The 26,128-nt window shown below is 74.7% G+C and carries 16 protein-coding genes; 11 read left to right on the plus strand and 5 right to left on the minus strand.

What is annotated here, in order from left to right; all coding sequences use genetic code 11:
* Positions 1–233: 233 nt before the first annotated feature.
* Positions 234–1,253, minus strand: a complete 1,020-nt coding sequence (locus tag FB563_RS28690; protein WP_055710323.1) for a DUF8017 domain-containing protein — start codon at positions 1,251–1,253, stop codon at positions 234–236.
* Between the two features lie 125 nt (positions 1,254–1,378).
* On the opposite strand from FB563_RS28690, the gene FB563_RS28695 reads away from it, so the two are divergent.
* On the plus strand, positions 1,379–1,831 hold the full coding sequence (locus tag FB563_RS28695; RefSeq protein ID WP_199833039.1) for a DUF4442 domain-containing protein: 453 nt from the start codon (positions 1,379–1,381) through the stop codon (positions 1,829–1,831).
* Positions 1,832–1,892: 61 nt separating this feature from the next.
* On the opposite strand, the gene galU is transcribed toward FB563_RS28695, so the two are convergent.
* Positions 1,893–2,846 carry a UTP--glucose-1-phosphate uridylyltransferase GalU gene (gene galU / locus FB563_RS28700; RefSeq protein WP_142218980.1) on the minus strand — a complete coding sequence of 318 codons (954 nt, stop codon included), beginning with the start codon at positions 2,844–2,846 and terminating at the stop codon, positions 1,893–1,895.
* Between the two features lie 304 nt (positions 2,847–3,150).
* Here galU and FB563_RS28705 point away from each other — a divergent pair, with 304 nt between their 5' ends.
* The 7 genes from FB563_RS28705 to FB563_RS28740 all read left to right on the plus strand — a co-directional run bounded on the left by FB563_RS28705 (position 3,151) and on the right by FB563_RS28740 (position 21,149).
* Entirely contained in the window at positions 3,151–5,073 is a 1,923-nt protein-coding gene (locus tag FB563_RS28705) for an RICIN domain-containing protein (RefSeq protein WP_142218981.1), read from the plus strand.
* A 387-nt stretch (positions 5,074–5,460) separates the two neighbouring features.
* Positions 5,461–12,474 (plus strand): type I polyketide synthase, encoded by a 7,014-nt coding sequence (locus tag FB563_RS28710; protein WP_055709803.1) that lies wholly within the window; start codon positions 5,461–5,463, stop codon positions 12,472–12,474.
* On the plus strand, positions 12,471–17,696 hold the full coding sequence (locus FB563_RS43545) for a type I polyketide synthase (RefSeq protein ID WP_208766315.1): 5,226 nt from the start codon (positions 12,471–12,473) through the stop codon (positions 17,694–17,696). Before FB563_RS28710 ends, FB563_RS43545 begins: the two co-directional genes overlap by 4 nt.
* The gene (locus FB563_RS28725) at positions 17,693–18,013 is read left to right on the plus strand and encodes an acyl carrier protein (RefSeq protein WP_055707521.1); all 321 of its coding nucleotides are present in this window, start codon (positions 17,693–17,695) and stop codon (positions 18,011–18,013) included. The genes FB563_RS43545 and FB563_RS28725 overlap by 4 nt, the downstream gene beginning before the upstream one ends.
* Before the next feature lie 9 nt (positions 18,014–18,022).
* Positions 18,023–18,817: an alpha/beta fold hydrolase gene (locus tag FB563_RS28730; protein ID WP_079048893.1), complete on the plus strand. Its 795-nt coding sequence runs from the start codon at positions 18,023–18,025 to the stop codon at positions 18,815–18,817.
* Positions 18,814–19,995, plus strand: a complete 1,182-nt coding sequence (locus FB563_RS28735; protein WP_055707523.1) for a glycosyltransferase — start codon at positions 18,814–18,816, stop codon at positions 19,993–19,995. The genes FB563_RS28730 and FB563_RS28735 overlap by 4 nt, the downstream gene beginning before the upstream one ends.
* Before the next feature lie 116 nt (positions 19,996–20,111).
* Positions 20,112–21,149 carry a class I SAM-dependent methyltransferase gene (locus FB563_RS28740; protein WP_055707524.1) on the plus strand — a complete coding sequence of 346 codons (1,038 nt, stop codon included), beginning with the start codon at positions 20,112–20,114 and terminating at the stop codon, positions 21,147–21,149.
* 25 nt (positions 21,150–21,174) lie between these two features.
* Here the strand turns inward: FB563_RS28740 and FB563_RS28745 are convergent, their stop codons facing one another.
* Positions 21,175–22,215 (minus strand): lysylphosphatidylglycerol synthase transmembrane domain-containing protein, encoded by a 1,041-nt coding sequence (locus FB563_RS28745; protein ID WP_244329036.1) that lies wholly within the window; start codon positions 22,213–22,215, stop codon positions 21,175–21,177.
* A 251-nt stretch (positions 22,216–22,466) separates the two neighbouring features.
* On the opposite strand from FB563_RS28745, the gene FB563_RS28750 reads away from it, so the two are divergent.
* Positions 22,467–23,114: a DedA family protein gene (locus FB563_RS28750; RefSeq protein ID WP_142218983.1), complete on the plus strand. Its 648-nt coding sequence runs from the start codon at positions 22,467–22,469 to the stop codon at positions 23,112–23,114.
* 9 nt (positions 23,115–23,123) lie between these two features.
* On the opposite strand, the gene FB563_RS28755 is transcribed toward FB563_RS28750, so the two are convergent.
* On the minus strand, positions 23,124–23,651 hold the full coding sequence (locus tag FB563_RS28755; protein ID WP_055708715.1) for a gamma carbonic anhydrase family protein: 528 nt from the start codon (positions 23,649–23,651) through the stop codon (positions 23,124–23,126).
* Between the two features lie 109 nt (positions 23,652–23,760).
* Here FB563_RS28755 and FB563_RS28760 point away from each other — a divergent pair, with 109 nt between their 5' ends.
* On the plus strand, positions 23,761–24,558 hold the full coding sequence (locus FB563_RS28760) for an acyltransferase (RefSeq protein ID WP_055708714.1): 798 nt from the start codon (positions 23,761–23,763) through the stop codon (positions 24,556–24,558).
* A gap of 28 nt (positions 24,559–24,586) precedes the next feature.
* On the opposite strand, the gene FB563_RS28765 is transcribed toward FB563_RS28760, so the two are convergent.
* A complete protein-coding gene (locus FB563_RS28765) occupies positions 24,587–25,444 on the minus strand; it encodes an EamA family transporter (RefSeq protein ID WP_055708713.1) in 858 nt (285 codons plus the stop codon).
* A gap of 107 nt (positions 25,445–25,551) precedes the next feature.
* Here FB563_RS28765 and FB563_RS28770 point away from each other — a divergent pair, with 107 nt between their 5' ends.
* The gene (locus tag FB563_RS28770; protein ID WP_055708712.1) at positions 25,552–26,124 is read left to right on the plus strand and encodes an XRE family transcriptional regulator; all 573 of its coding nucleotides are present in this window, start codon (positions 25,552–25,554) and stop codon (positions 26,122–26,124) included.
* The last annotated feature ends 4 nt before the right edge of the window (positions 26,125–26,128 follow it).

Consider the following 26,128-nt stretch of genomic DNA (forward strand, 5'->3'; position numbering starts at 1 on the left):
CCCGTCATAGACGGTACGGCCGCGCTCATCGGCGCCGCCCTGCCCGCCGTCCCTCGCGGTGCCCGCCTCGGCGTCCGGGGCGATCAGGTGTCAGCCCGTCGCCCTCCGTGACGTCGTGACCAAGGGCAAGGCGCCCGTGGGCCACTGGGTCTACCGCGGCCACCTGCGCCAGGGCTGAGGCTCCACGGTGTTCCGGCCCGCCGTGCCATGGCGGGCCGGAACACCCCGCGGGCTCACTGGTTCGTCGGGTCCCCGTGCAGCCGGACGGTGCTGAGCACCTTCAGTACGGTCGCCCTGGACACCTCGCCGTTCACGCCTTTGGCGCCGTAGAAGTTGAACGACACGTAGTCGTGAGCCGAGTTCTGGAAGCCGAACGTGAGCGCCTTGCCGTCGGTCACACACTTGCCCTTGCGCGGCGTGTGGGTCGACTGGGCCCAGGCGTAGCTGCCCTCGACACCCGAGGCGGACTTGAAGGAAGTGGCCTTTTTGTCCCAGGAGATGCTCTTCTTGTCCGGCATGGTGTAGCCGCCGTAGACCCACCAGGGCGGAGTGTTGAGGGCGATCTCGTCCGTGTTCTTGGCGCCGCTCGCCCCCTTGGTGCCCACGACCGCCAGCGGGGTGTCCTCGGTGCGGCCGTCCTTGTCGTCGTCCGAGGTGCACCACTTGGGCTGGTACTCGGCGAGACCCGACATGGTGATGCCCGTGTCCTTCTCGCTCTTCGGGAAGTCGAAGCCGACCGCGAGGCCGGTGGACTGGACCTCCCACTGCGGCGGCACGTCGAAGGCCACGCCCCACTTGGGGTTCACCACGACCTTCCAGCCGGGGATGGCCGGCTTGTCCGTCCCGGTTCCGCGCGGGTCGTCCGTGGCCGACGAGCTGGTCGTGGGCTGAGCGGCCGGCGACTGACTCGCCTGCCCGCCCTTGCCGCCGTCGGCCCGGTCGTCCTTGCCGTCCTTCTTGCCGAGGACGAGATAGCCGGTCACGGCGGCCGCGATCACGACCGCGGTGGCCGCGACGATCGCGATCAGTTTCGTGCGGCCGCCACCCTGCGGAGGCTGCGGAGCGGGCGCGGTGGGCGGCTGCGGCTGCCCCCACTGCGGCTGCTGGCCGTACGGCCCGGCCTGCGGATACTGCTGGTATCCGGGCTGCTGGTACGGATTCGGCTGCTGGTAACCCGGCTGCTGGTACGGATTCTGCTGCGGGTTGTTCTGCGGGTTCGGCGCGCCCCCTGGCGGCTGCTGATCTGGCCACATGGCCAGTAACCCTAGTGCCGCGAGGGACACGATTCGGTCACCGGCCCTCGTCAGGGTCGTAGCGAAGCGGGACGGGGAGGGGCCAGAGCTGGCCAGTTTCGGCTACTCGTGAGTAACATGGCGCCATGAGTGCAGACCAGATGTCGATCGGCGAGATGCTCTCCGCCACCGTGCCCATGGCCCGGACGCTGAACCTGGAGTTCCTGGAGACCTCTGCGGACAAGGCCGTCGTGTCCCTGCCCGACCAGGGTGCGTATCACAACCATGTGGGCGGACCGCACGCCGGTGCGATGTTCACGCTCGGGGAGTCCGCGAGCGGCGCCATCGTGCTGGCCGCCTTCGGGGACCAGCTCTCCCGCGCGGTGCCGCTCGCCGTCCGTGCCGACATCGCCTACAAGAAGCTCGCGATGGGCGCCGTCACCGCGACCGCCACGCTGGGCCGTCCGGCCGCCGAGGTCGTGGCCGAGCTGGACGCCGGGCAGCGCCCCGAGTTCCCCGTGGCGATCGAGATCCGCCGCGCGGACGGCGCCGTGACGGGCGAGATGACGGTCGTCTGGACGCTGCGTCCCAACAGCTAGGAAGCGACAGGCGATGGAGAGGGGGCCTCGGGAGGCCCCTTCTCTCGCCCGGTGCGAGGCTCTACGCGGCCCGGCGGCCGTCCCGGCCGCCCGTCGCGCCCTCCTCCAGTCCCGCCACGAACTCCCTGAGCCAGCGCGAGAATTCGGGGCCGAGGTCGGGGCGGGCGCAGGCCAGCCGGACCACCGTGCGCAGGTAGTCGGCCTTGTCGCCGGTGTCGTAGCGCAGGCCGTCGAAGACGACCCCGTGGACGGTGCCGTCCGTCGCGAGGGCCTGCAGGGCGTCGGTCAGCTGGATCTCGCCGCCGCGGCCCGGCGGGGTGCGCTCCAGGACGTCGAACACGGCCGGGTCGAGGACATAGCGGCCGATGACCGCGTACCGGCTCGGCGCGGTCCTCCGGGCCGGCTTCTCCACCAGTCCGGTGACGCGCACGACCCCGTCCTCGCCGGCCGGTTCCACCGCCGCGCAGCCGTAGAGGTGGATCTGCGCCGGGTCGACCTCCATCAGCGCCACCACGCTGCCCGCGTGACGCTCGCGGACCCCGAGCATCCGGCTCAGCAGGGTCTCCCGGGGGTCGATCAGATCGTCGCCGAGGAGCACCGCGAAGGGCTGGTCGCCGACGTGGTGACGGGCGCACAGCACGGCGTGGCCGAGACCGAGCGGGTCGCCCTGGCGGATGTGGTGGATGTCGGCGAGCCGCGCCGGATCGCGCACCGCGTCCAGCCGCACGGTGTCGCCCTTGGCCGCCAGCGCCTGTTCCAGTTCGAAGGCCTGGTCGAAGTGGTCCTCGATGGCCCGCTTGTGGCGGCCGGTGACCATCAGGATGTCGTCCAGACCGGCCGCGGCCGCCTCCTCGACCACGTACTGGATGGCCGGCTTGTCGACGACCGGCAGCATCTCCTTCGGTGTGGCCTTGGTCGCGGGCAGGAAGCGGGTACCGAGTCCGGCGGCCGGTACGACCGCCTTGCGGACCGTACGGGACGAGGCGGGGGTGGTTGTGGAGTGGGGGGCGATCATGCGGACCATGTTCGGGCACCCGGATGAGAGCACGCCCGGAGAAACATGGGAACCGGCTGTGGAAGTGATACCGGCGGTAACCCCCGAGCAATTCGCTGACTTTGAAACCGTGTCAATCGAACTTCTTGTTTCCTGTGAGCAGCGTGTGCGAAGGTGAGCCTTCCCGCGGGAGGGCGAAGGCAGGCGTCGAACGCCAGGGCCGGCCCTTTAGGTATGTACCAGAACCAGGTATGCATCACATGGCACTGCTTTCCGTCAGGACGGCATTTCGTGTGCGGTCCTGCGGCTGGAAGGAAATGGTTCCGTGCAGTCCCCCCACCCCCCACGCCCGCCGTATCCGCCGCTGCCCGGTTCGCCCGGGGAGTCCGACCGTGACCTCGCCGCCCGGCTCGGCGGCCCGCACGCCGCCCACCACCACGCCGTCGCCCTGCTGCTGGCCCGCCACTGGCGGGCCGCCCGCGACTACGCCGTCGTCTGTCTGGCCTCCGCCGGTCCCGCGCCCCAACTCGTGGCCACCGCCGCCTTCCACGAGGTCCTCGGCCGGACGGCGGGCGGAGCGGCCGGCGGCGCCCTGCGCCCGCACCTGCTCGTCGCCGTCCGCGACATCGTCCGCGCCTGGGCGGCGGACGACGTGGCCTGCGCGACCCTGCCGGAATTGCGCAAACCCACCGGAGGTCGCGGACTGCGTGCGGCAAAGCCCGGAACGCCGGAAAGGCGACAACTCGCCGAGCGCGCCTTCCGGGCCCTTCCCGGCGCCTCGCAATGTCTTCTGTGGCACACCGAGGTAGAAGCGGAACCGATAAACATACCCGCTGGTCTGCTGGGCATCGACCCGGCCACCGCCACGGCCGCCCTGGAACAGGCGCGCGAGCAATTCCGGGCGGGCTGCGTACGCGCCCACCGGGAACTCGCGCCGACCAAGGAATGCCGCTTCTACAACCGGCTCCTGGACGTCCCGATGCGCCGAGGCGGCGCCCTGCTGCCGGACGTACGACAGCATCTGACGGCCTGTGCGTACTGCCGGCACGCCGCCGAGACCTTCGGTCTGGTGGACGACGGCCTGGGCCTCCTGCTCGCCGAGACCGTGCTCGGCTGGGGCGCCCGCCGCTACCTCGACTCGCGCCCCGGACGCGGCGCCGCCGAGGACCTGCCGTGTGCCCCGGTGCCCGGCCAGGGGGAGGCGAGAGGGGCCGGCAGACACCGAACGGGGCCCGCCAACCGCCACCGCGCAGCCCTGGCCATCGGCGTCGGACTGACCTCGCTCGCGCTGCTCGTCACCGTCCTCGCGGCCAGGAGCTGGTCCGATGACAACGGTGTCCCCGTGCCCGGCGCCACCTGGGGTGCCCCCGCCGGTCACACCACACGCCCGGGCGACACCGGCGCACGGGCCGCCAACTCCTCCGCCGCCTCGGCCGGCGAACCCGCCGAGGTGGCCCGCGGCGGCCTGCGCGGCCTCGAGTCCGGGCGCTGCCTGGACGTGCGTGGGGACACTGTGCGGGCGGGCGCGGGTGTCGTGCTCGCGCCCTGCACCTCCGCCGCCTCGCAGCAGTGGTCGTACCAGGACGACGGGTTGCTGCGCAGCGCCGCCGACCCGTCCCTGTGCCTGGCCGCCGACCCCGGTGCGAAGAGTGTGGTGCTGGCCGGGTGTGTCGTGCACGCGGGAGAGGTGGCGTACGACATCACCGTGCGCGGCGAGATCCTGCCGCGCCGGCACGAGGACCTCGCGCTGGCTCCGGGCTCCGGCGACACCTCCGCGAGCGTCGCGCTGGAACCGCGCGACGGTTCGCCGGACCAGCGCTGGGTGCTGGAGCCGGCGGCGGACGGGGCGGGCCGGCCGGACGCGGCGCCGGGCGGGCCGGGGGCACCCGGTGTTCCCGGCGTTCCGGTCCGTTCCGGCGGTGCCGGGGACGGTGGGGCGGACGCGCCAGCGGGCTCACAGGCGGGGTCCTCGGCGGGCGATGGGCTCTCGACGGGCGATGCCGGGGACCCGGTGCACGGGTTCACCTCGGGCGGGGTGCCGGAAGGCGTGGCCGGCGGGCCGGGGGATCCGGGGGAGTCGGGCCAGGCCGAGGAGACCCGCATCGCGCAGGTCGGCACCGGCCATGACCGGCGGCGCACCGGATCCATGTCGCCGGTCCGGGCGGTGCGCGCGGTGCACCGGGTCCTGCCGCCGGTCGCCGGCACGGCCGCCGTCGTACCGGCGACCGTGGGCACACTGCTCCGCTGACGCGCGGCGCGGGGCAACTCCCCGACGCCTGGCCGCGATCGAGCCACGGCGCCGAAGGCATGCGGGATTTACAGACTTCGAGCGGATGTCCCGCCGTGGTGCGGCCGGGCGTGCGGGCGGCGGCCCCGGAGGGGACTTTGCCGGGGTTGTGGTGGTGTGGTGCGGGGGTACCGGTGGTCCCCCGCCCGTACCGGTGAAGGGAATTACCGCGTTTTCCGCTTCTTGCGGTGAATTCGACCCACTGGCCGAATCGATGCCTCCGGGCGCGAAAAGGGAGCGTCGTTATTGACCCGTGAGTAGGCCGGGGCTAGTTTCCGGTGCCCTCGCACCAGAGCGTTCCGCCGCACACCCCCCACCGTGCAGTCTCGCCGATCGTGCCGGAGCATCATGACCTCGCCTGTGCGCGCCCATGACCTCGTCCTGTGCCTCACCCCCTTCGGAGAACCCGACGCCGGTCTCACCGCCGCCGCCTGCGCCGCCGGCGCGCTCGGCATCCTCGACCTCGGCACCGGGGACCGAAGATCCCGAGAGGCGCTGACCCGGCTGAGACGGTCCGCGCCGGGCCCCTTCGGGATACGGATGACCGGGCGGTGCGCGCTGACGCCGGCCGAGGCCGGAGACGGCCCCGCCACCCTGGTCCTCACCCCGGACGTGACCTGGAACCGGACCGAACTGCCCTCCGGCGTCCGCGTGTTGGCGGAGGTCATGGACCTCGGGCAGGCGCGCCTGGCCGTGCGCGCCGGTGCCCACGGGCTCATCGCCCGCGGCGGCGAGAGCGGTGGCCGGGTCGGCGAGCTGAGCACCTTCGTCCTGCTGCAACAGCTGCTGTCCGACCCGGAGTCGGGCCGCGTCCCGGTCTGGGCCTGCGGCGGCATCGGCCCGCGCACGGCGGCGGCCGCGGTGGCCGGCGGTGCCGCGGGGGTGGTCCTCGACAGCCAGCTGGCGCTGCTCGCCGAGTCGGGGCTGCCCGAGTCGGTCCGTTCGGTGCTGCGCTCCCTGGACGGCTCGGAGACCGTGGTGCTCGGTGGCCACCGGGTGCTGCGGCGCAGGGGACCGGACGCCCCGTGCCCGCCGGCCGACGACCCCCGGGCGGTCGCGTCCCTGCTGGGCGCCGACGACCGGCGCGGCCGGCTGCTGCCGGTGGGCCAGGACGGTTTCCTCGCCGCCCGGTTCGCCGAACGGTACCGGGACGTACGACGGGCGGTGCGGGAGGTGTCGGCGGCGATGCTCGGGGTGGCCGGCGGTGCTGCCACGGCCCTGCGGTCCGGGTCGGTCATGAGCCGGGCGCTCGGCACCCGGCTCCCGGTGGCCCAGGGGCCCATGACCCGGGTCAGTGACCAGGCGGGCTTCGCCGCGGCCGTCGCCGCGGACGGGGCGCTGCCGTTCCTGGCGCTGGCCCTCGCCGACGGCGAGCGGGCCCGGTCGATGCTCACCGAGGCGCGGGCCGTGCTGGACGGGCGTCCCTGGGGCGTGGGCGTGCTCGGCTTCGCCCCCGAGGAGATCAGGAACGCCCAGCTGGAGGCCGTACGGGAACTGCGGCCCACGCACGCCGTCATCGCGGGCGGACGGCCCGCCCAGGCCGAGACGCTGGAGCGGGCCGGGATCCACGCCTACCTGCACGTGCCCTCGCCTGGGCTGCTGCGGCAGTTCCTGGACGCGGGCGCGCGCCGGTTCGTGTTCGAGGGGTCCGAGTGCGGCGGGCATGTCGGACCCCGTGCCTCCTTCCCGCTCTGGGAGGCCCAACTGGCCGTGCTGGAGGACTTCCTGGCCCGCGCCGACGACCCGGCGGCCCGAGGGCTGGAGGTGTTCTTCGCCGGTGGTGTCCACGACGAGCGGTCGGCGGCGATGGTCGCGGCCCTGGCCGCACCGCTCACCGCGCGGGGCGCCGCCGTCGGCGTGCTCATGGGCACCGCCTACCTGTTCACCGAGGAGGCCGTCGCGCACGGCGCCGTACGGCCCCTCTTCCAGCGGCAGGTGCTCACCGCCACCACGACGACGCTGCTGGAGACCGCCCCCGGCCACGCCACCCGCTGTGTCCCGAGCCCCTTCACCGGCGACTACCGGGCGCGCGAGGCCGCTCTCCGGGCCCAGGGACTGACCGACCGCGAGGTCTGGGAGAGGCTGGAGCGGCTCAACGTGGGCCGGCTGCGCATCGCCAGCAAGGGCGTCGAACGCGGGGCCGCCGGCGCGTTGGCGACCGTGGACGAGCAACGGCAGCTCGCGGACGGGATGTTCATGGCCGGCGAGGTCGCCGTGCTGCGTTCGGCGACCACCACCCTGGCGGACCTGCACCGCGCGGTGACCGACGGCGCCGCCGCGTTCCTGGCACGGTCGGCCGCCGGCTTCCCGGCGCGGCGGGCCGCCCATCCGAGCGCCCCTTCGGCCGCCGAGCCGGAGCCGCCCGCGCCACTGGACGTCGCCGTCGTCGGCATGGCCTGCATGTTCCCCGAGGCCCCCGACCTCGCGACCTTCTGGACCAACATCGTCAGCGGCCGCGACGCCGTCACCGAGGTGCCGCCCGAGCGCTGGGACCCGGCCGTGCACCACGCGGCCGGCAGTACGGCGTCCAAGTGGGGCGGATTCCTGCCCCGCATCCCCTTCGACCCGCTGCGCTACGGCATCCCGCCCGCCTCCCTCGGCAGCATCGAACCCGTCCAGCTGCTCTCCCTGGAGGCGGCCCGCCGGGCCCTGGAGGACGCCGGATACGGCGAGCAGGGGCGGGAGTTCGACCGCGCACGGGCCTCGGTCGTCTTCGGCGCGGAGGCGGGCAGCGACCTGTCCAACGCCGTCACCCTGCGCGCCGTGCTCCCGTCCTACTACGGCAAGGTGCCCGACGGTGTCGAGGAGCAACTGCCCCGGCTGACCGAGGACTCCTTCCCCGGCATGCTCGCCAACGTGATCTCCGGCCGGATCGCCAACCGGCTGGACCTCGGCGGCGCCAACTTCACCGTCGACGCCGCCTGCGCCTCCTCCCTCGCCGCCCTCGACGTGGCCTGCAAGGAACTCGTCGCCGGCACCAGTGACCTCGTGCTGTGCGGTGGCGCCGACCTGCACAACGGCATCAACGACTACGTCCTGTTCTCCTCCGTCCACGCGCTTTCGCCGACCGGACGCTCCCGCGCCTTCGACGCCTCGGCCGACGGCATCGCCCTCGGCGAGGGCGTGGCCTGCGTGGTCCTCAAACGGCTCGCGGACGCCGAACGCGACGGCGACCGGATCTACGGCGTGGTCAAGGGCCTCGGCTCCGCGAGCGACGGCCGCTCGCTCGGCCTCACCGCGCCCCGCCCCGAAGGCCAGCGGGCGGCGCTGGAGCGCGCGTACCGCAACGCCGGTGTCTCGCCCGCGGACGTCGGCCTGGTCGAGGCGCACGGCACCGGCACGGTCGTCGGCGACCGCACCGAACTCACCGTGCTCAGCGAGGTGTTCACCGAGGCGGGCGCGGAGAACGGCCGCTGCGCCCTCGGCTCGGTCAAGTCCCAGATCGGGCACACCAAGTGCGCCGCCGGGCTCGCGGGACTCATCAAGACCGCCCTCGCGCTGCACACCGGCGTCGTCCCGCCCACCCTGCACCTGGAGCGGCCCAACCCGGCCTGGACGCAGGACGACAGCCCCTTCGCCTTCCACACCCGCGCCCGGCCCTGGACGGCACCTGCCGCCGAACGCCTCGCCGGGATCAGCGCGTTCGGCTTCGGCGGCACCAACTTCCACGCCGTGCTGGCCGCTCACGCCGACGCCGTACCGCCCCGGCAGGCCCTGGACGCCTGGCCGGCCGAGCTGTTCCTCTTCCGCGGCCGGGACACCGCGGCGGCCCACCGGCAGGCAGCGGAGCTCCTCCGGGCCGCCGAGGCCGACGGCCACCCCTGGCGCCTGCGCGACCTCGCCCTCGCCGCGGCCCACCGCGCCGACACCTCGCACGAACCGGCCCGGGCCGCACTCGTGGCCCGCGACACCGAGGAACTCACGCGGCAACTCCGACGGCTCCTCACCGGGGAGCACGATCCGGCTGCGGGCATCCATGTCGCCGATCCGGTGCCGGAGCCGGAGCACCCGGTGACGCAGCCGGAGGGGGAGGGGGCGGCGGATCGGCTCCAGGGCAAGGTCGCCTTTCTGTTCCCCGGTCAGGGCAGTCAGCGTCCCGGGATGCTGGCCGAGCTGCTGGTGCATCTGCCTGAGCTGCGGCACTACCTGGAGCTCGGTCGCGTGCACGCCGACGCGGTCCACCCGGCCGCCGCCTTCGACGAGGCCGCGCGGGAGCGCCGGCGGGCCGCGCTCACCGACACCCGGGCCGCGCAGCCCGCCCTCGGCATCACGGGACTCGTCGCGCACGCCTTCCTCACCTCGGCCGGGGTCCACCCCGACCTGGCCGCCGGCCACAGCTACGGCGAGCTGGTCGCCCTTGCCGCGGCCGGCGCCCTCGACCCCGGGACGCTGCTCGAGCTGAGCGCCGAGCGGGCCGGAGCGATCCTGGCGGCGGCGGGCGACGACCCGGGCACCATGGCCGCCGTCGGCGCCCCCGCCGAGACCGTCGTGCGCACCCTGCAGACGGCCGGCGCACCCGCCTCCGTCGTCGTCGCCAACCTCAACGCACCCGACCAGACGGTGATCTCAGGTCCGACGGCGGATGTCGACTCGGCCGTGCGGCTGCTGCGCGACGCCGGGCTCGGCGCGCGGCGCATCCCCGTGGCCTGTGCCTTCCACAGCCCGCTCGTGGCCGCGGCGGGGGAACGGTTCGCCGAGGTCCTCGGCGGCAGAACGGTGCGCGCGCCCGAGTTCCCCGTCTGGGCCAACCGCACCGCAGCGCCCTATCCGCCCGACCCCGACGAGGTGCGCGCCGAACTCGCCGCCCAGATCGGGGCCCCCGTCGCGTTCGCCGCCCAGATCGAGGCCATGTACGAGGCGGGCGCGCGCGTCTTCGTCGAGGCGGGCCCCGGCACGGTCCTCACCCGGCTCGTCGCCCGGATCCTCGGCGAGCGCCCGCACCGCACGGTCGCCTGCGAGCCCGACGCCGACAGCGGCCTGCGCGGCTGGCTCGACGCCCTCGCCCGCCTCGCCGTTGCCGGCCGGCCGGTGCGCACCGCCTGGCTGCTGCGGGGCCGCGACGCCGTCGACGCGCTGCGCACCCCGGCACCGGAACGGCCCGGCTGGGAGGTCGACGGACACCTCGTCCGCACCGCCGGCGGAGCACTCCTGCCCGGTGCCCTCGCACCGGCCCGACGAGTCATGGAGACGACCGTGACCACCGACCAGCCGTACGGCGCCCCCACCGACCACCGGGACGCGCTCATCTCCGAATTCCTGCGCACCAGCCGGGAGATGATCGCCGCCCAGCGCGATGTCCTGCTCACCTACTTCGGCACGGCACCCGGCGCGACGCCGCAGGCACCCGTTGCAGCCGTACTGCTTCCGCAGGTGCTCACACCCGAAGTCCCCTCGCCGGAAGCGCGGTCGACCGAGCCGGACGGTCCGGCGCCGGTGACCGACGTGGAGCAGGTCGTCCTGGAGATCATCAGTGAACGCACCGGCTACCCCGTCGACATGATCGAGCCCGACCTCGACCTGGAGGCGGACCTCAGCATCGACTCCATCAAACGGGCCGAGATAGCGGGTGAGCTCGCCAAGCGGCTCGGCATCGCGGGCGGCGCCGACGTGCTGGACGACTCCGCACTGGAGGAACTGGCCAAGGCCCGTACGGCTGCCGCGGTGACGGCATGGCTGACGGCGCGGGCGGGGGCACAGTCCGGCGGCGCGGGGACACAGTCCGGCGAGGCCGGCGGGCGGAAGGAGGGGCCCCGCGCCGACGGCCGGACCGGGCACGTGGCAGAGCGGGCCGAGGAGGCGCGCACGGGCGCGGTGGCCGGGCGCGCCTGGGAACCGGCCGAAGCCGTGCACGCCCCCGTCCCCGCGCTCGGCGTTCCACCCCGGCGCTGGGAGCTGCGTCCTGTGCCCCTCCCGGCTCCGGACCCTGCTGCCGCCGACGACCAGGACCACCCCCTGTCCGGCCGGCGTTTCGCCCTTCTCGGGGACGGCGCGGGCGCGGCGGCGCGGGTCGCGGCGCGGCTCGCCGAGCACGGGGCCGAAGCCGTGACGCTCGACGCGAGCCACCTCCTCACCGCGGCGGACGGCACGGTCGACGATGTCGTGTACCTCGGCGCGCTGCCCGGCCCGGACCTCCCCGTGCTGCCGGACGCCTTCCCGGTGCTCCGCGCGGCGCTCGCGCGTGGCCCGCGCCGGCTGTTCGCCCTCCGGGCCGCCGACCGCGCGGGCGCGCTTCGGGCGGCCGGGCTGGACGGCCTGTTCCGCAGCGTCGGCCGCGAGTACCCGGACCTGCTCGCACGGGTCGTCGCCGTCGCCGACACCGCTCCGGCGGCCGTCGCCGACGCCCTGCTCGCCGAGCTGCGGGCGCCCGGGCCGGCCCCCGTCGTCCTGCGAACGGCGGCCGGTGCCCGGCGCGGTCCCGAGCTCGTACCCGCCCCCTTGGGCCCGCTCGCGAGCACCGGCGCCGGGCCCGCGGGGGACGGCGTCGCCGAAGCGGCGGCACTCGGGCTCGACCGGGACTCCGTCGTGCTCCTGGTCGGCGGCGCCCGGGGCATCACCGCGAGGTTCGCGGCCACGCTGGCCGGCGCCTGCCGGTGCCGTATCGAGCTGCTGGGCCGTACGCCCGCGCCCACCGCGCCCGAGGCCCCGCACACCGCCGGCGCGCGCACCCCCGTCGAGCTGCGGGCGGCACTCGCCGCGGGCCCGGGCGCGGCCGCCCCCGCCGAGATCAACACGGCCGCCGAACTGATCCTCGCCCAGCGGGAGATCACCACGACTCTCGCCGAACTCGGCGCACTCGGCAGCGAGGCACGCTACCGCTCGGTGGACTTCCGGGACCGGGACGCCGTCCTGCGGGCGGTCAAGGAGATCCACACCGAACACGGGCGCCTCGACGGGGTCGTCTTCGCCGCCGGTGTCATCGAGGACCGGCTCATCACGGACAAGACCGCCGAGTCCTTCCAGCGGGTCTACGGCACGAAGACGGCCGGGGCCGCGGCGCTGTTCGCCGCCCTGGACGACCTGCCCGGCGCGCCCGCGTTCACCGTGCTGTTCGGCAGCGTCGCCGCCGTGCTCGGCAACCGCGGCCAGGCCGACTACGCCGCCGCCAACGACGCCCTGGAAGCCCTCGGCGCCGACTGGGCGGCCCGGACGGGCGCGCGCACGCTGACCGTCCACTGGGGGCCCTGGGCGCCGTCCGCGACGCACGGCGGCATGGTCGGCGCGGAACTCGGCCGCGCGTACGCCCGGCGCGGGATCGAGCTGATCGACCCCGACGAGGGCACCGCGGCGCTGCTGCGGGAGCTCGCCTGGGGCGAACCGTCGGCCCGCGCCGTCGTCTACACCGCCTCGGGGACGCTGACATGACCGAACGTCAAGTTCCCGTCGCCGTCGTCGGGATGGCGGTGCTGCTGCCCGGCGCCCCCGGGCTCGAGGCCTACTGGCGCAACCTGCGCGACGGAGTCGACGCGATCGGCGAGGTCCCCGCGGACCGGTGGGACGCCGACTACTACCGGCCCGGCTCGGCCACCGGACCCGCCGCGCCCGACCGGATCTACTGCCGGCGCGGCGGATTCGTGGACGGCCTCGCCGAGGTGGACGTCACCCGATACGGCATCATGCCCGCCTCGGTGCCCGGCACCGAGCCCGACCAGCTGATCGCCCTCGACGTGGCCGCCGCCGCGCTCGCGGACGCCGGCGGCGAGGAACGGCTGCCCGAACGGCACCGGATCGGCGTGGCCCTGGGCCGCGGCGGCTACCTCACCCCCGGCCTGGTCCGCCTCGACCAGCGGGTACGCACGGCCGCGCAACTCACCCGCACCCTGGGCGAGTTGTTACCCGGCCTCTCCGGGGCCCAACTCGACCGCGTCCGCACGGCGTTCACCGAACGGCTCGGCCCCGACAGCCCGGAGTCCGCGATCGGCCTGGTCCCCAACCTGGCCGCCTCGCGCATCGCCAACCGGCTCGACCTGCGCGGCCCCGCCTACACCGTGGACGCCGCCTGCGCCTCCTCCCTGGTCGCCGTGGACCAGGCGGTCACCGCACTCACCACCGGCCGCTGCGACCTGATGCTGGCCGGGGGAGTGCACCACTGCCACGACATCACGCTCTGGAGCGTCTTCGCGCAACTGCGCGCGCTCTCCCCGAGCCAGCGCATCCGCCCCTTCCACCGTGACGCCGACGGCATCCTCATCGGCGAGGGCACCGGCGTCGTCGTACTGAAGCGGCTCGCGGACGCCGAACGCGACGGTGACCGGGTGTACGCGGTGATCCGGGGCACCGGCGTGGCGAGCGACGGCCGTACGGCGTCACCGGCCGCACCCGACCCGGGCGGGCAGACCAGAGCCGTACGCCAGGCCTGGCGGGCCGCCGGGCTCGACCCCGCCGCGCCGGACTCCATCGGCCTGCTGGAGGCGCACGGCACCGCCACCCCTGCCGGGGACACGGCCGAACTCACCACTCTCGCCGAGGTGTTCGGGCCCGCCCAGGGTATGGGCCGCCGCCCGGTCCTCGGCTCGGTGAAGTCGATGATCGGCCACACCATGCCGGCCGCCGGGGTGGCCGGGCTGGTCAAGGCCGCCCTCGCCCTCCACCACGGCACCCTCCTGCCCACCCTCCACTGCGACGACCCCCACCCCGCCCTCGCCGCCACCCGCTTCCGCACACTGGAGCGGGCCCGCCCCTGGGAGACGGACGCCCGCCGGCCGGTCCGCCGGGCCGCCGTCAACGCGTTCGGCTTCGGCGGGATCAACGCCCATGTGGTGCTGGAGGAGGCACCGGGTTCCGGGTCCGCGCCGGGGGAGAGCGGACGTGCGCGTGCCGGCCGGGCGGAGGCATCGCGTGTCCGATCGGGGCCTGCGGAGGCAGCAGGGGCGCGGGCCCGTGCGGGCCGGGTGGAGGCCGCGTGTGCCGGAGCGGCGGCGCGGGAGACAGGGGGGACGGGAGCCGGGGTGCAACCGGGCGAGCGGGACCGGTCGGTGTCGGCCGGCGCCCTGAGTCCCGGATCCGCGAAGCCGGAGGCCACCCGGCCGCGTTCGGCGCCGGGCGAGGCGCCCGGTGTGCGCCCGGCGTCCCCTCCCGCGCAGGTCACCGAGCCCGAGCGGATCCTGCTGCTCGCCGCCGACGGCGTGGCGGACCTCGCCGCGCTCCTCGGTGGCGACGACGCGGCCGTCCTGGCCGCCGGACTCGACCCGGACCTGCCGCACGCCGACGCCGGCCCCGCCCGGCTCGGCATCGTGGCCCCGACCGCCAAGCGGCTCGCGCTGGCCCGCCGGGCCGTCGCCAAGGGGCGCGGCTGGCACGGCCGTGGCGATGTCTGGTTCCGGCCGCACCCGCTGCTCGGCCCCGCCGGCGGCGGCAGGCTGGCCTTCGTCTTCCCCGGCCTGGAGGGCGACTTCGCGCCCCGTACCGACGACATCGCCGCCCACTTCGGCCTCACCCCGCTGCCCGGCGGGGACGTCCGGGTCGGTGATGTGGGCCGGCACGGTTTCGGGGTCGTCGGGGTCGGCCGCCTGCTGGACCGGGCGCTGCGCCGCATGGGTGTCGTACCGGACGCGGTCGCCGGGCACAGCGTCGGCGAGTGGACGGCCATGGCGGCGGGCGGGCTCTACGCGCCGGACCAGGTCGACGCGTTCATGGCCGGGTTCGACCCGGACGCCCTCACCGTGCCCGGTCTCACCTTCGCCGCCCTCGGTACCTCGGCCGCGCACGTCCGCGCCGCGCTCGCCGAGTCCTGGGCGGACTCCGGGATCGTGCTCTCGCACGACAACGCGCCCCGCCAGTCCATGGTCTGCGGGCCCGGAGCGGCGGTCGAGGAACTCGTACGGTCCTTGCGTGCGCGGGGCGTGATCTGCCAGGTGCTGCCCTTCCGCTCCGGCTTCCACACGCCGATGCTTCAGCCGTACCTCGCGCCCATCGAGGAGGCCGCCGGCCGCTTCCGGCTCCATCCGCCGACGGTTCCGGTGTGGTCCGGGACCACCGCCGCGCCGTTCCCGCAGGCCGAAGGTGCGGTGCGCGAGCTGTTCGTACGGCATCTGCTGGAACCCGTCCGCTTCCGCGAGCTGACCGAGGCCCTGTACGCCGCCGGGCACCGCGTCTTCGTCCAGGTGGGCCCCGGCCGGCTCACCTCCCTGATCACCGACACCCTCGGCGACCGTGACCACCTGACCGTCGCCGCCAACGCCCCCGAGCGCAGCGGTATGTCCCAACTGCGCCGCGTGGCGGTGGCGTTGTGGGCCGCGGGGGCATCGGTGGCACCGGCGGTGCGACGGCACACGGCAGCGACTCCCTCCGTATCCGCGGCGCCGTGGACCGCAGCCGCTCCGTCGGCCGTGGCGTCCGGCACCGCAGCGATCACGTCGCCGGTATCTCCCCGTACCGCGGCGACCGCGCCCGCACGTCGCCGTCTCCCGCCCGTTCGGCTCGACCTCGGCGGCGCCCTGGTCTCGCTGGACGGCCCTGTACTCGACGCACTCCGCGCGGAACTGCGCTCCGCATTCCCTGCCGTGCGGCCCGCGCCCACGGTTCGCCAGGGGTTGTCCGCCGCCCAGCCCGCGCCCGTGACCGGCCCGCGAGCGCCCGCCGGGCACCCGGCGCCCGGTCACCGCCCGGGACGCCCGGCCGTCGCGCAACCCGTGCCCGCAGCGGGGCCGAGCGGCGCAGCGCTCGGTGGACTGGAGGGCCTCGCCGCGCACTCCCCGGCCGCCGCAGAGCTGACCGCCCTGCTGCGGGACACCGCGGACACCGCGGCCGAGCTGATCGCGGCGAGCGCCCGGCGCAACCGGACCGCCACGACCACAGCCACCGCAGCGACCACGGCCCCCGCGGCTGTCGCCCCGTCCCCGCGGCCCGGCACGCTTCCCACGCGTCCTGCCCCAGCCCCGGCCCCCGCCCCCGCTGCCCCGGCTCCCGCCGCCCCGGCCCCGGCATCCACCGCCCCCGTGCTCGCCACACCCCCGGTGCGCCCTGCCCCGGCGCCCGGGCCCGTCACGCCGAACCCGACGACGACCACCCTCCACGTCTCCCCCCGCACCATGCCCCACCTCCTCGACCACTGCTTCTTCCGGCAACGCCCCGACTGGCCGGACATGGAGGACCGTTGGCCGGTCGTCCCGGCCACCACGATCGTCCGGCACATGATGGACGCGGCGGAGGCGGCGGTGCCCGGCCTGCGGGCGGTCGCCGTGCGCGAGGCCCGATTCGACCGCTGGCTCACCGCCGCACCTCCCGTCGACGTACCGGTCACCGTCACCCCGGCCCCCGGCCACCCGGACCGCGTCACCGTCGCGTTCGGCCCCACGGCCCGCGCCACGGTCGAACTCGCCCGGCGCCACCCCGCACCACCTCCGCCCCGCCCCCTCCCGGACGTCCCCGAGCGCCGCCCGGAGCACACCGCCGCCGAGCTCTACCGGGACCGCTGGATGTTCCACGGCCCCGGGTTCCAGGGCCTGACCGACCTCACCGCGATCGGCGAGCGGCACATCCGGGGAGTGATCACCGCGCCCGCCGCTCCCGGCGCGCTGCTGGACAACGTGGGCCAGCTGCTCGGCTACTGGATCATGGCGACCGGTACGGAGCGGACCGTCGTCTTCCCCGTGCGGATGCGGCACCTGCGGTTCCACGGACCGCACCCGGCACCCGGCACGGAGGTGGGCTGTGTGCTGCGGATCACCTCGCTGACGGACACCGTCCTGGAGGCCGACGCGGAGCTCACCGTCGGCGGCCGGGTGTGGGCGGTGATCGGCGGCTGGCAGGACCGCCGCTTCGACAACGACCCCACCACCCGCCCGGTCGAACGCTTCCCGGAGCGCAACACCCTCTCCCAGGCCATGCCCGGCGGCTGGACGCTGGTGCACGAGCGCTGGCCCGACCTCGCCTCCCGTGAGCTGATCATGCGCAACTCGCTCGGCGGCGCCGAACGGGCCGAGTACGCCGCACGCCCGCCGCGCGGCCGCCGGCAGTGGCTGCTCGGCCGGATCGCCGTCAAGGACGCCGTGCGGCAGTGGCTCTGGCAGCACGCCGAAGGCCCCGTCTTCCCGGCCGAACTGCGCGTGCGCAACGACGAGTTGGGGCGTCCGTACGTCACCGGCGCACACGGCCGGACCCCGCCCCCGCTGGACGTCTCGCTCGCCCACCGCGCCGAGGCGGCCGTGGCGATCGTCCGGCCGCACAGCCCGCGGCCCGGCCCCGGCATCGACATCGAGGAGGTCACCGAGCGCGACCGGGCGACCCTCGCCACCGCGCTCGGCCCGGCCGAACTCCGCCTGCTGCGCGCCAGCGCCGCGGAGGGCGGGGAAGCGGTGTGGTTCACCCGGTTCTGGGCAGCCAAGGAGGCCGTGGCCAAGGCCGAGGGCGTCGGATTCGGCGGTCGGCCACGGGACTTCGCGGTGCTGGAGACCGCGCCGGACGGCAGCCGGCTACTGGTCTCCGGCCGCCTGGAGCGCGTCCACACCGTGCACTGCGCACCGGTGGCCAACCCGCCCGGCCTGCCGAAGCGCACCTACGTGGTGGCCTGGACGACCGGGCCCGGAGCCGACGACGGACACATCCACGAAGCACCCGACGACGCAGCCGAGGAGTTCCCCCGATGAACCCCACCCAGCCGGCCCCGGCGCAGTCCACCGCCGACACCGTGCTCGCCGACCTCACCGGCATGCTCCGCACCGTGCTCGCGGAGTACGGCGACGACGACGTGGTCATCGGCCTGTCCACCACCTTCAACCGTGACCTGGAGCTGGAGAGCATCGACCTGGTCACCCTGGCCGGGCTGCTGGAGGAGCGCTACGGGCAGCGGGTCAACCTGGCCGAGTTCCTGGCAGGCATGGAGTTCGACGAGATCATCGAGCTGACCGTCGGCCAACTCGTGGAGTACGTCGTCCGGAGCCTGCGGACCACGCAGGCGGGCTGAGCCGTGGCGATGGCCGACGCCGGCGGGATCCGGCTGCACGTCCAGCGCACGGGCCCGGCCGACGGCCGCGTCCCGCACGCCACGGTCGTCCTGGTGCACGGGCTGCTCACCGACAGCCTGGCCAGCTACTACTTCACCGTCGCGCCCGCGTTCGCCGCGGCCGGTCTCGACGTGGTCATGTACGACCTGCGCGGCCACGGCCGCAGTGAGCGCCCGTCGCACGGCTACACCCTCGACCACAACATCGACGACCTGGAGGCCCTCCTCGACCGGCTGGCCGTCACCGGGCCCGTCCACCTCGTCGGCAACTCCTACGGCGGCACGATCGCCTTCGGCTTCGCCGCCCGTCACCCGGAGCGCACGTCCAGTCTGACGCTGATCGAGTCCGAGCCCGCGACCCCCGCCTGGGCGGCGAAACTCGGCCGCATCCTCGACCGGGTCATGACCGAACTCGCCCACAACGAGCCGGACGCGATCGCCTGGATCACCACCCACCGGGGCCACAACACCGCCCGGCTGGCCAAGGGCGCGGCCCGGCTCGCCCGGGAGACCACCCTCGGCCGGGACATCCCCGCCAGCCGGGTGCTGACCGAGGCCGCGATCAGGGCCGTACGCTGCCCGGTCCTCGGCGTGTACGGCGGTGAGTCGGACCTCGTGGGGCTGGTGCCGCTGATGCGGGGGCTGCTGACCGACTACCGGGCGGTGGTGCTGCCCGGGCACGAGCACTCGGTGCTGGTCGAGGCGCCGACGGACGTGGGCGGGCACGTTCTGGACCTGATCGGCGCCGGGGCGGGGGTGCGATGAGCGCCTTCCTCTTCGTGGTGCCGCCGCTGACCGGGCACGTCAACCCGGCCGTCGGCGTCGCCGCCCGGCTGGCCGCCCACGGGCACCGGGTGGCCTGGGTGTGCGCGGACCCGGCGCTGGTCCGGCGGCTCGCCGGCGCGGACGCCGAGGTGTTCGGCTGCGCGGGCCCGGTGCCGGGCGCCGAGGGCGCCGTACGGCCGCCGGACCTGCGCGGCGCGGAGGCGCTGAAGTTCCTGTGGGAGTGGTATCTGCTGCCGCTCGCCGACGCCATGGCGCCGGGTGCCCGGGCGGCGGCCGAGGCGTTCCGCCCGGACGTGGTGGTGGCCGACCAGCAGGCCTTCGCCGGCGCCCTGGTGGCCGAACGCCTCGGACTGCCCTGGGCCACCTCGGCCACCACCTCGGCGGAGTTCACCGGTGCCTACGACGGCCTGCCGAAAATCGCCGACTGGCTGCGGGACCGGCTGACCGAGCTGCGCACCCGCATCGGCGACCCGTCCGGCACCACGGACCCCCGCTCCTCCCCCCATCTCCTGCTGATCTTCAGCACACCCGAACTCATCGGCCCGCCGGCTCCGTTGGCGCCGCACATCCACTACGTCGGGCCCTCCCTCGCCGGCCGCCCGGCGGGCCCCGGTTTCCCCTGGGAACTGCTGGACCAGCCCCGGGCGAAGGTCCTGGTGACCCTGGGCACGGCGAACGCCGACGCGGGCGGCCGGTTCCTCGCCGAGTGCCTCACCGCGCTGCGGGAACGCGCCGACCGGGTGCAGGCGGTGATCGCCGACCCGGGCGGCGCGCTCGTGGTGCCGCCCGGCGACAAGGACGTCCTGGTCCTTCCGTGCGTGCCCCAACTCGCCCTGTTGGAGCGCATGGACGCCGTCGTCTGCCACGCCGGACACAACACCGTGTGCGAGGCCCTGTGGCACGGCGTCCCGCTCGTCGTCGCGCCCATCCGCGACGACCAGCCCGTGGTGGCCGGACAGGTCGTGGACGCCGGGGCCGGTGTCCGGGTCCGCTTCGGCCGGGTCCGGGCGGACCGGCTGGGCGCGGCCCTCGACACCGTCCTCACCGATCCCGGCCACCGGGCCGCCGCCGCCCGGATCCGCAGCGCGTTCCGCGCGGCGGGCGGCGCCCGGGCCGCGGCGGCCCACCTCGAACGACTCGCAGCGGAGAGCCGATGAGCGACCACGCCGGAAACAAGACCGAGAACGGCGAAGAGAAGGCCAAGAGCGACGAGAAGAAGCCCAAGAGCGACGAGAAGAAGGCCGAGGGTGCCGGGAACGCCAGGAGGGCGCGGATCGCCGCCCTGCGCCCCGGCTACCAGAGGGATCTGGCGCCCGGCACGGACCGGTTCTTCGCCGCCCGCCGCCCCGACTGCCCCTGGTGCGGCTCGGACCGGCTGCACACCCGCCTGCGCACCACCGACCTTCTCCAGCACAAGCCCGGCCGCTTCACCCTGGACCGCTGCGCCGACTGCGGCCACATCTTCCAGAACCCCCGACTGACCGCCGAAGGCCTGGAGTTCTACTACCGGGACTTCTACGACGGCCTCGGCGAACAGCGCATGAGCGGCACCTTCGGCGGCCGTGCCGCCATGTACCGGGCCCGCGCCGAGGCGATGCTCCCGCACGATCCCACCCCGAAGACATGGCTGGACGTCGGCACCGGGCACGGCCACTTCTGCGCGACGGCCCGCACCGTCCTGCCCGGCACCACCTTCGACGGGCTCGACTTCACCGACGGTGTCGAACTCGCCGTCCGTGAGGGCCGTGTGGACCGTGCCCACCGCGGCGCCTTCCCCGATCTCGCGCCCGAACTCGCCGCCCGCTACGACGTGGTGAGCATGTTCCACTACCTGGAGCACAGCACCGACCCGGACCGCGAACTGCGCGCCGCCCACCAGGCCGTACGCCCCGGCGGCCACCTCGTCGTCGAGGTGCCGGACCCGGAGAGCCGCTACGCCCGGCTGCTCGGCCGCTGGTGGCTGCCCTGGCTCCAGCCCCAGCACCTGCACCTCATGCCGGTCGCGGGTCTGAGGCGGCGGCTGACCGAGCGGGGCTTCACGGTGGTCGCCGAGCAGCACGCCGCGGCGCACGACCCGGTCGACCTGCTGGCCGCGGTCTGGCTGGCCCTCGACCACACCGCCCCGCGCGAGGACGCCCCCTGGCTGCCCGAGCCGCCCGGCGCCCTGCGCCGCGCCGCGCGCACCGCACTCCTCCTCGCCGGCGTGCCGGCGCTCCTCACGGCGACACTCCTCGACCGGTTCGCGATCCGGCCCCTGTCCCACCGCCTCGGCCTGTCCAACGCCTACCGCCTGGTGGCGCGCCGTGAGTGACCGGGACTCACCGCACCGTGGTGACTCACAGCACCTTGGCGCGGATCAGCGCGGACAGCGTCAGGGTGCCCGGCAGCAGCGGCACCCAGTCGGTCAGCACCCGGTAGCCGATGACCGTCGCGGTGGCCACCGCCGGTGCGGAGCCGAAGGTGACCAGCGTCCACACCAGCGCCGCGTCGACCGCGAACCCGCCCGGCGCCGGAACGGCCCCGACGGCCGTGCCCGCCGCGAGATAGGCGAGCACCACGTGCTCCCAGGGCAGCCCCAGCCCGAGTGAGGCACCGACACAGGCCAGGGTGGTCCCCTGCACCAGCGGCATCGCGACCGCCCCGCCCCACAGCGCGGCCACCCGGCAGGGCCGCGTGTGCACCTCCCGCGCGTCGGCGAGGGCGGAGCGCAGCAGCCCGGCCACCGGCCGCCTGACCGGCCGTACGACCGTCAGCAGCACCGCGGCCACCACGACGGCCCCGCCCCCGGCGGCCGCGACCGGAATCCCCAGCCGTCCGTCCGGAAGCAGGTCCCCGAGGCGCCGCCAGGACGGCGACGCGGCGAGGAACACCAGCAGCACCACGGTCTTCGCACCGGACTTGGCCAGGGAGTAGAGGCCGATCGACGCGGTGGCCCGGGCCGGCGGCACCCCGCGCCCCCGCAGAAAGCGCAGGGTGACGGCATGGGCGCCGAGCCCGCCCGGGAGCGCGTGGTTGGCGGCACCGGCCGCGAACTGCGAGGCCAGCAGCAGGCCCGGCGGCACCCGGTCGGGCAGGGCGCCCTGCCGGACGCACGCGGCCGCCACGCAGTTCAGGCAGCTGAAACCGGCCCCGGCCAGCAGCCACCCCGGGTCGGCCGCGACCAGCCGCCGGACCCCCTCGTACAACACGGGCCGGTTGGCGACGGCCCAGCCGGCCGCGAGCAGCAGGGGAGCCAGGCACAGGGCCAGCCGCAGGTGCCGGGACGCGAGGGGGGACGCGGGCCGGGTGGACGGAGGAGAGGCGAGCGAGGGAGAGGCGAGCGGGGGTGAGGTGAGCGGGGGAGATGAGAGCGAGGGGGAGGGAGACAGTGAGGACACGGGGACGTCGTCCTTCCGCAGCGGGTCCCGCGGCGGGGACCTGGGGAGGCGGGTCGGGCGATACGGCGGGGAGCCTTCCCCTCCCGCGTGACACGGGGATGTCCGAAAACCGAAGGCGCGAGGGCGGGACGGTGCCGCCGGCGGGTGCGAGCCGGCCGCCGTTCACCGCCGACCAGGTAGCCTTCCCTTGGGGCGCGCTTTGCATGCGGCGGCCCGGAAGGCAAGGACAGCGACAGGGGAGGATCCCGCCGGTGCACGTCCAGGAATGGCTCGACACGGTGCCCGCGGCCGCCGTCTACGCCGTGGTGGCCCTGGTGATCGGTCTGGAGAGCCTGGGCATCCCGCTTCCCGGAGAGATCATCCTGGTCTCCGCGGCGCTGATGTCCTCCCAGCACTCGGGCATCAACCCGGTCGTTCTCGGCGCGTGTGCCACCGCCGGCGCCGTGATCGGCGACTCCATCGGCTACGCGATCGGCCGCAAGGGCGGCCGCCCCCTGCTGGCCTGGCTCGGCAACAAGTTCCCGAAGCACTTCAGCGAGGGCCATGTGGCCACCGCCGAGCGGTCCTTCGAGAAGTGGGGCATGTGGGCCGTCTTCTTCGGCCGCTTCATCGCCCTCCTGCGCATCTTCGCCGGCCCGCTCGCGGGTGTTCTCCACATGCCGTACTGGAAGTTCCTGATCGCCAACGTCCTGGGCGGCATCTGCTGGGCCGGCGGCACCACGGCCGCCGTCTACTACGTCGGCGTGGTCGCCGAGGGCTGGCTGAAGAAGTTCTCCTACGTGGGCCTGGCCGCGGCGGTGGTGCTCGGCCTGGCCACCATGCTGATCATCAAGCGCAAGGCGAAGAAGGCTCAGCAGCAGCACGAACGGGACGCGGAACCCGTCAGCGCCGGCGAGTGACCTGCCGGCCTACGGGTGCACATCCCTGTGCGCCTTCGCCAGCTCGGCATACATCGTGCCGTTGAGGGTGACCCCCTGCCGCTCCTCCTCGGTCAGCTCCCGCCGCACCTTCGCCGGCACCCCAGCCACCAGCGACCCCGGCGGCACCACCATCCCCTGCGGCACCAACGCCTGAGCGGCCACGAGCGACCCCGCGCCGATCACGGCCCCGTTCAGCACAGTCGCCCCCATCCCGATGAGGCAGTCGTCCTCCACGGTCGCCCCGTGCACGACGGCGTTGTGCCCGATGGACACCCGCTCACCCACGCTCACCGGAAACCCGGGATCCGCGTGCAGCGTGACGTTGTCCTGCACATTCGCCTGCGCCCCCACGGTGATCTTCTCGACGTCGCCGCGCACGACGGCCCCGTACCAGACACTGGCCCCGGCGTGGAGCGTGACGTCCCCGATCACGGAAGCCGTGGGCGCCACGAACGCCTCGGGATCGACCTCGGGCTCCCTGCCCCCGATGCCCACGATCAGCGCCTGCTGTGTCATCACCGTCTCCTCGCATCCGTACGTACCCCGCACGGTACGACACGGGTTGGGGCAAAGATCACAGCAGCCCACCCTCTCCCCGAAGGCAACCGCTGAGTAACGTGACCCCGTGCCGAAGCGCAAGAACACGTTCTCATCCTGGAGGCAGGGCCTCGCCCAGCGTGCCGTACACGCGGCCTGGGCCTGGGCCCAGCGCGCCGGCTCCGTCACCGCCGCTCACCCCGGCCGCCTGAGGTTCGGCGCGATCGGCGAAGCCACCCGGCTCGCGTTCCCGCTCGGCACGGTCTTCGGCGAGCCCTGGATCCACCTCGGCTCCCACTGCATCATCGGCGAACAGGTCACACTGACCGCCGGCCTGATGCCGGACCTGGACCTCGGCCCGGACCCGATCCTGCGGATCGGCGACGGCGTGGTCCTCGGCCGCGGCAGCCATGTCATCGCGGACACGACGGTCACCATCGGCAGCGACTGCTACTTCGGCCCGTACGTCTACGTCACCTCCACCAACCACTCCTACGACGACCCGCACCAGCCCATCGGCAGGCAGTGGCCGCGCATGGAGCCGGTGGAGATCGGCCCGGGCTGCTGGATCGGCACCGGCGCGGTGATCCTTCCGGGCGCGCGGATCGGCCGGAACGTGGTCGTCGCGGCCGGGGCGGTCGTGCGGGGCGCGGTGCCGGACCATGCCGTGGTGGCCGGGGCCCCCGCCCGGGTCGTCCGGCGCTGGACGGCCGAGCAGGGCTGGCAGCCGCCGCTCAGGACGCCCGCCCCGGTGCCCATCCCGGAAGGGACGACGCCCGAGCAACTGCGGGCCCTCGCGGAGCTGGACGAGGACGGCCTGGCCCGGCTCGCGGAACTGGACGAGGACGCGGTGGCCCGGCTCGTGGAGCTCGAGCCCGAGGGCTGACCGGCTCCCGGTCGCCGGCGGCGGTGGTTCAGCCGGTCGCCAGCAACAGCGTGCCGAGCAGCGCCAGCCCCGCGCCCGCGGTCTGGATCGCCCGCAGCCGTTCGCTGAGGAAGCCGCGCGCGGCCAGCGCGGTCACCACCGGATACAGCGAGGCGAGGACGGCCGCCACGGTGACGGGGCCGTGCTGGGCGGCGACCGCGTAGGCGCCGTTGGCTGCCACGTCGGCGAGCCCGACGAAGGCCAGCGCGGGCAGCGAGGTCCAGGGGAAGCCGCCCTCCGGCACCGCCCGGCCGCCCCGCCGTACGGAGACGGCGAGCGCGGCCCCGCCGGCCGCGACGTTCGTCAGCCGCTGTACGAACAGGGCGAGGAACAGGCCGGTGACGGTGGTCGAGGCCTCCGTGATCAGCGCGAAGACCGTGCCGAAACCCAGCGCCGCGACCAGCGTGAGCAGGATCGTCCGCCGCTGCACGGGTGCCCCGCGCAGCTGCGGACCGCCCGCGAGGACTACACCGGTGACGGCGACCGCGATACCCGTGATCTGGAGCAGCCCGGGCCGTTCGCCGAGGACCAGGCCCACCCCGACCGGCACGGCCACGCTCAGGGTCGCGAGCGGCGAGACGACCCCCATGGGGCCGAGCGCGAGCGCCTTGTAGAAGGAGAGCAGGGCCACCGGCCCCACCAGCCCGGCGGCGAACGCGAACCACAGGCGGGGTCCGGCCTCGCTCCATCCGCCGGTCGCGACGACGATCACGCCGAGGACCGCCGCCGCGACGGCCTGGGAGACGACCACCACGGTCAGCGCGGGCGTACGCCGGGTCAGCAGTCCGCCGCCGAAGTCGGCCAGCCCCCACAGGAGGCTGGTGGTCAGGGCGAAGAATGCTGTCACGGCCGGCCTCGCAGTACAGTTCGATGAACGAGCGGGTACATCCCACCGTAGTTCAGTCAAGTGAACCCTGTCATCCCATATATTGGACCTTCATCGATGGACGTGATGTGTCGGACCTCGACCTGCTGACCCAGTCCCTGGCGCGCAACGTCAAGCGCTGGCGCACCGAGCGCGGCTTCACCCTGGACGCGCTCGCCGCCCGCGCGGGCGTCAGCCGCGGCATGCTCATCCAGATCGAGCAGGCCCGGACGAACCCCAGCATCGGCACCGTCGTCAAGATCGGCGACGCGCTCGGCATCAGCATCACCACCCTGCTCGACTACGAACAGGGCCCCACCGTCCGCATCGTCCCCGCCGAGCAGGCCGTACGGCTGTGGCACACGGAGGCCGGCAGCTACAACCGCCTCCTCGCCGGCACGGAGGCGCCCGGGCCGCTGGAGATGTGGGACTGGCGGCTGATGCCCGGCGAGCAGAGCCCCTCCGAGCCGCATCCGGTGGGCACGGTGGAGCTCGTCCATGTCACCGCCGGTGAACTGACCCTCACCGTGGACGGCGTGAAGCACCTGGTGCCCACCGGCGCGAGCGCCACGTTCGAGGCCAGCACCTCGCACACCTACGGCAACGAGGGCGACGTACCGATGGAGATGGTGATGGCCGTCTCGGTGCCGCCCGTGCGCTGAGCCG

The sequence above is a fragment of the Streptomyces puniciscabiei genome (genome assembly GCF_006715785.1).
GTDB classification, from domain to species: Bacteria; Actinomycetota; Actinomycetes; order Streptomycetales; family Streptomycetaceae; genus Streptomyces; species Streptomyces puniciscabiei.

Excerpts from the sequence above, each read along its gene's own strand:
- FB563_RS28695 (WP_199833039.1), top strand. The coding sequence starts at position 1,379 with ATGAGTGCAGACCAGATGTCGATCGGCGAGATGCTCTCCGCCACCGTG.
- FB563_RS28735 (WP_055707523.1), top strand. The coding sequence starts at position 18,814 with ATGAGCGCCTTCCTCTTCGTGGTGCCGCCGCTGACCGGGCACGTCAAC.
- FB563_RS28710 (WP_055709803.1), top strand. The coding sequence starts at position 5,461 with ATGACCTCGCCTGTGCGCGCCCATGACCTCGTCCTGTGCCTCACCCCC.
- FB563_RS28730 (WP_079048893.1), top strand. The coding sequence starts at position 18,023 with ATGGCCGACGCCGGCGGGATCCGGCTGCACGTCCAGCGCACGGGCCCG.
- galU (WP_142218980.1), bottom strand. The coding sequence starts at position 2,846 with ATGATCGCCCCCCACTCCACAACCACCCCCGCCTCGTCCCGTACGGTC.
- FB563_RS28690 (WP_055710323.1), bottom strand. The coding sequence starts at position 1,253 with ATGTGGCCAGATCAGCAGCCGCCAGGGGGCGCGCCGAACCCGCAGAAC.
- FB563_RS43545 (WP_208766315.1), top strand. The coding sequence starts at position 12,471 with ATGACCGAACGTCAAGTTCCCGTCGCCGTCGTCGGGATGGCGGTGCTG.
- FB563_RS28755 (WP_055708715.1), bottom strand. The coding sequence starts at position 23,651 with ATGACACAGCAGGCGCTGATCGTGGGCATCGGGGGCAGGGAGCCCGAG.
- FB563_RS28725 (WP_055707521.1), top strand. The coding sequence starts at position 17,693 with ATGAACCCCACCCAGCCGGCCCCGGCGCAGTCCACCGCCGACACCGTG.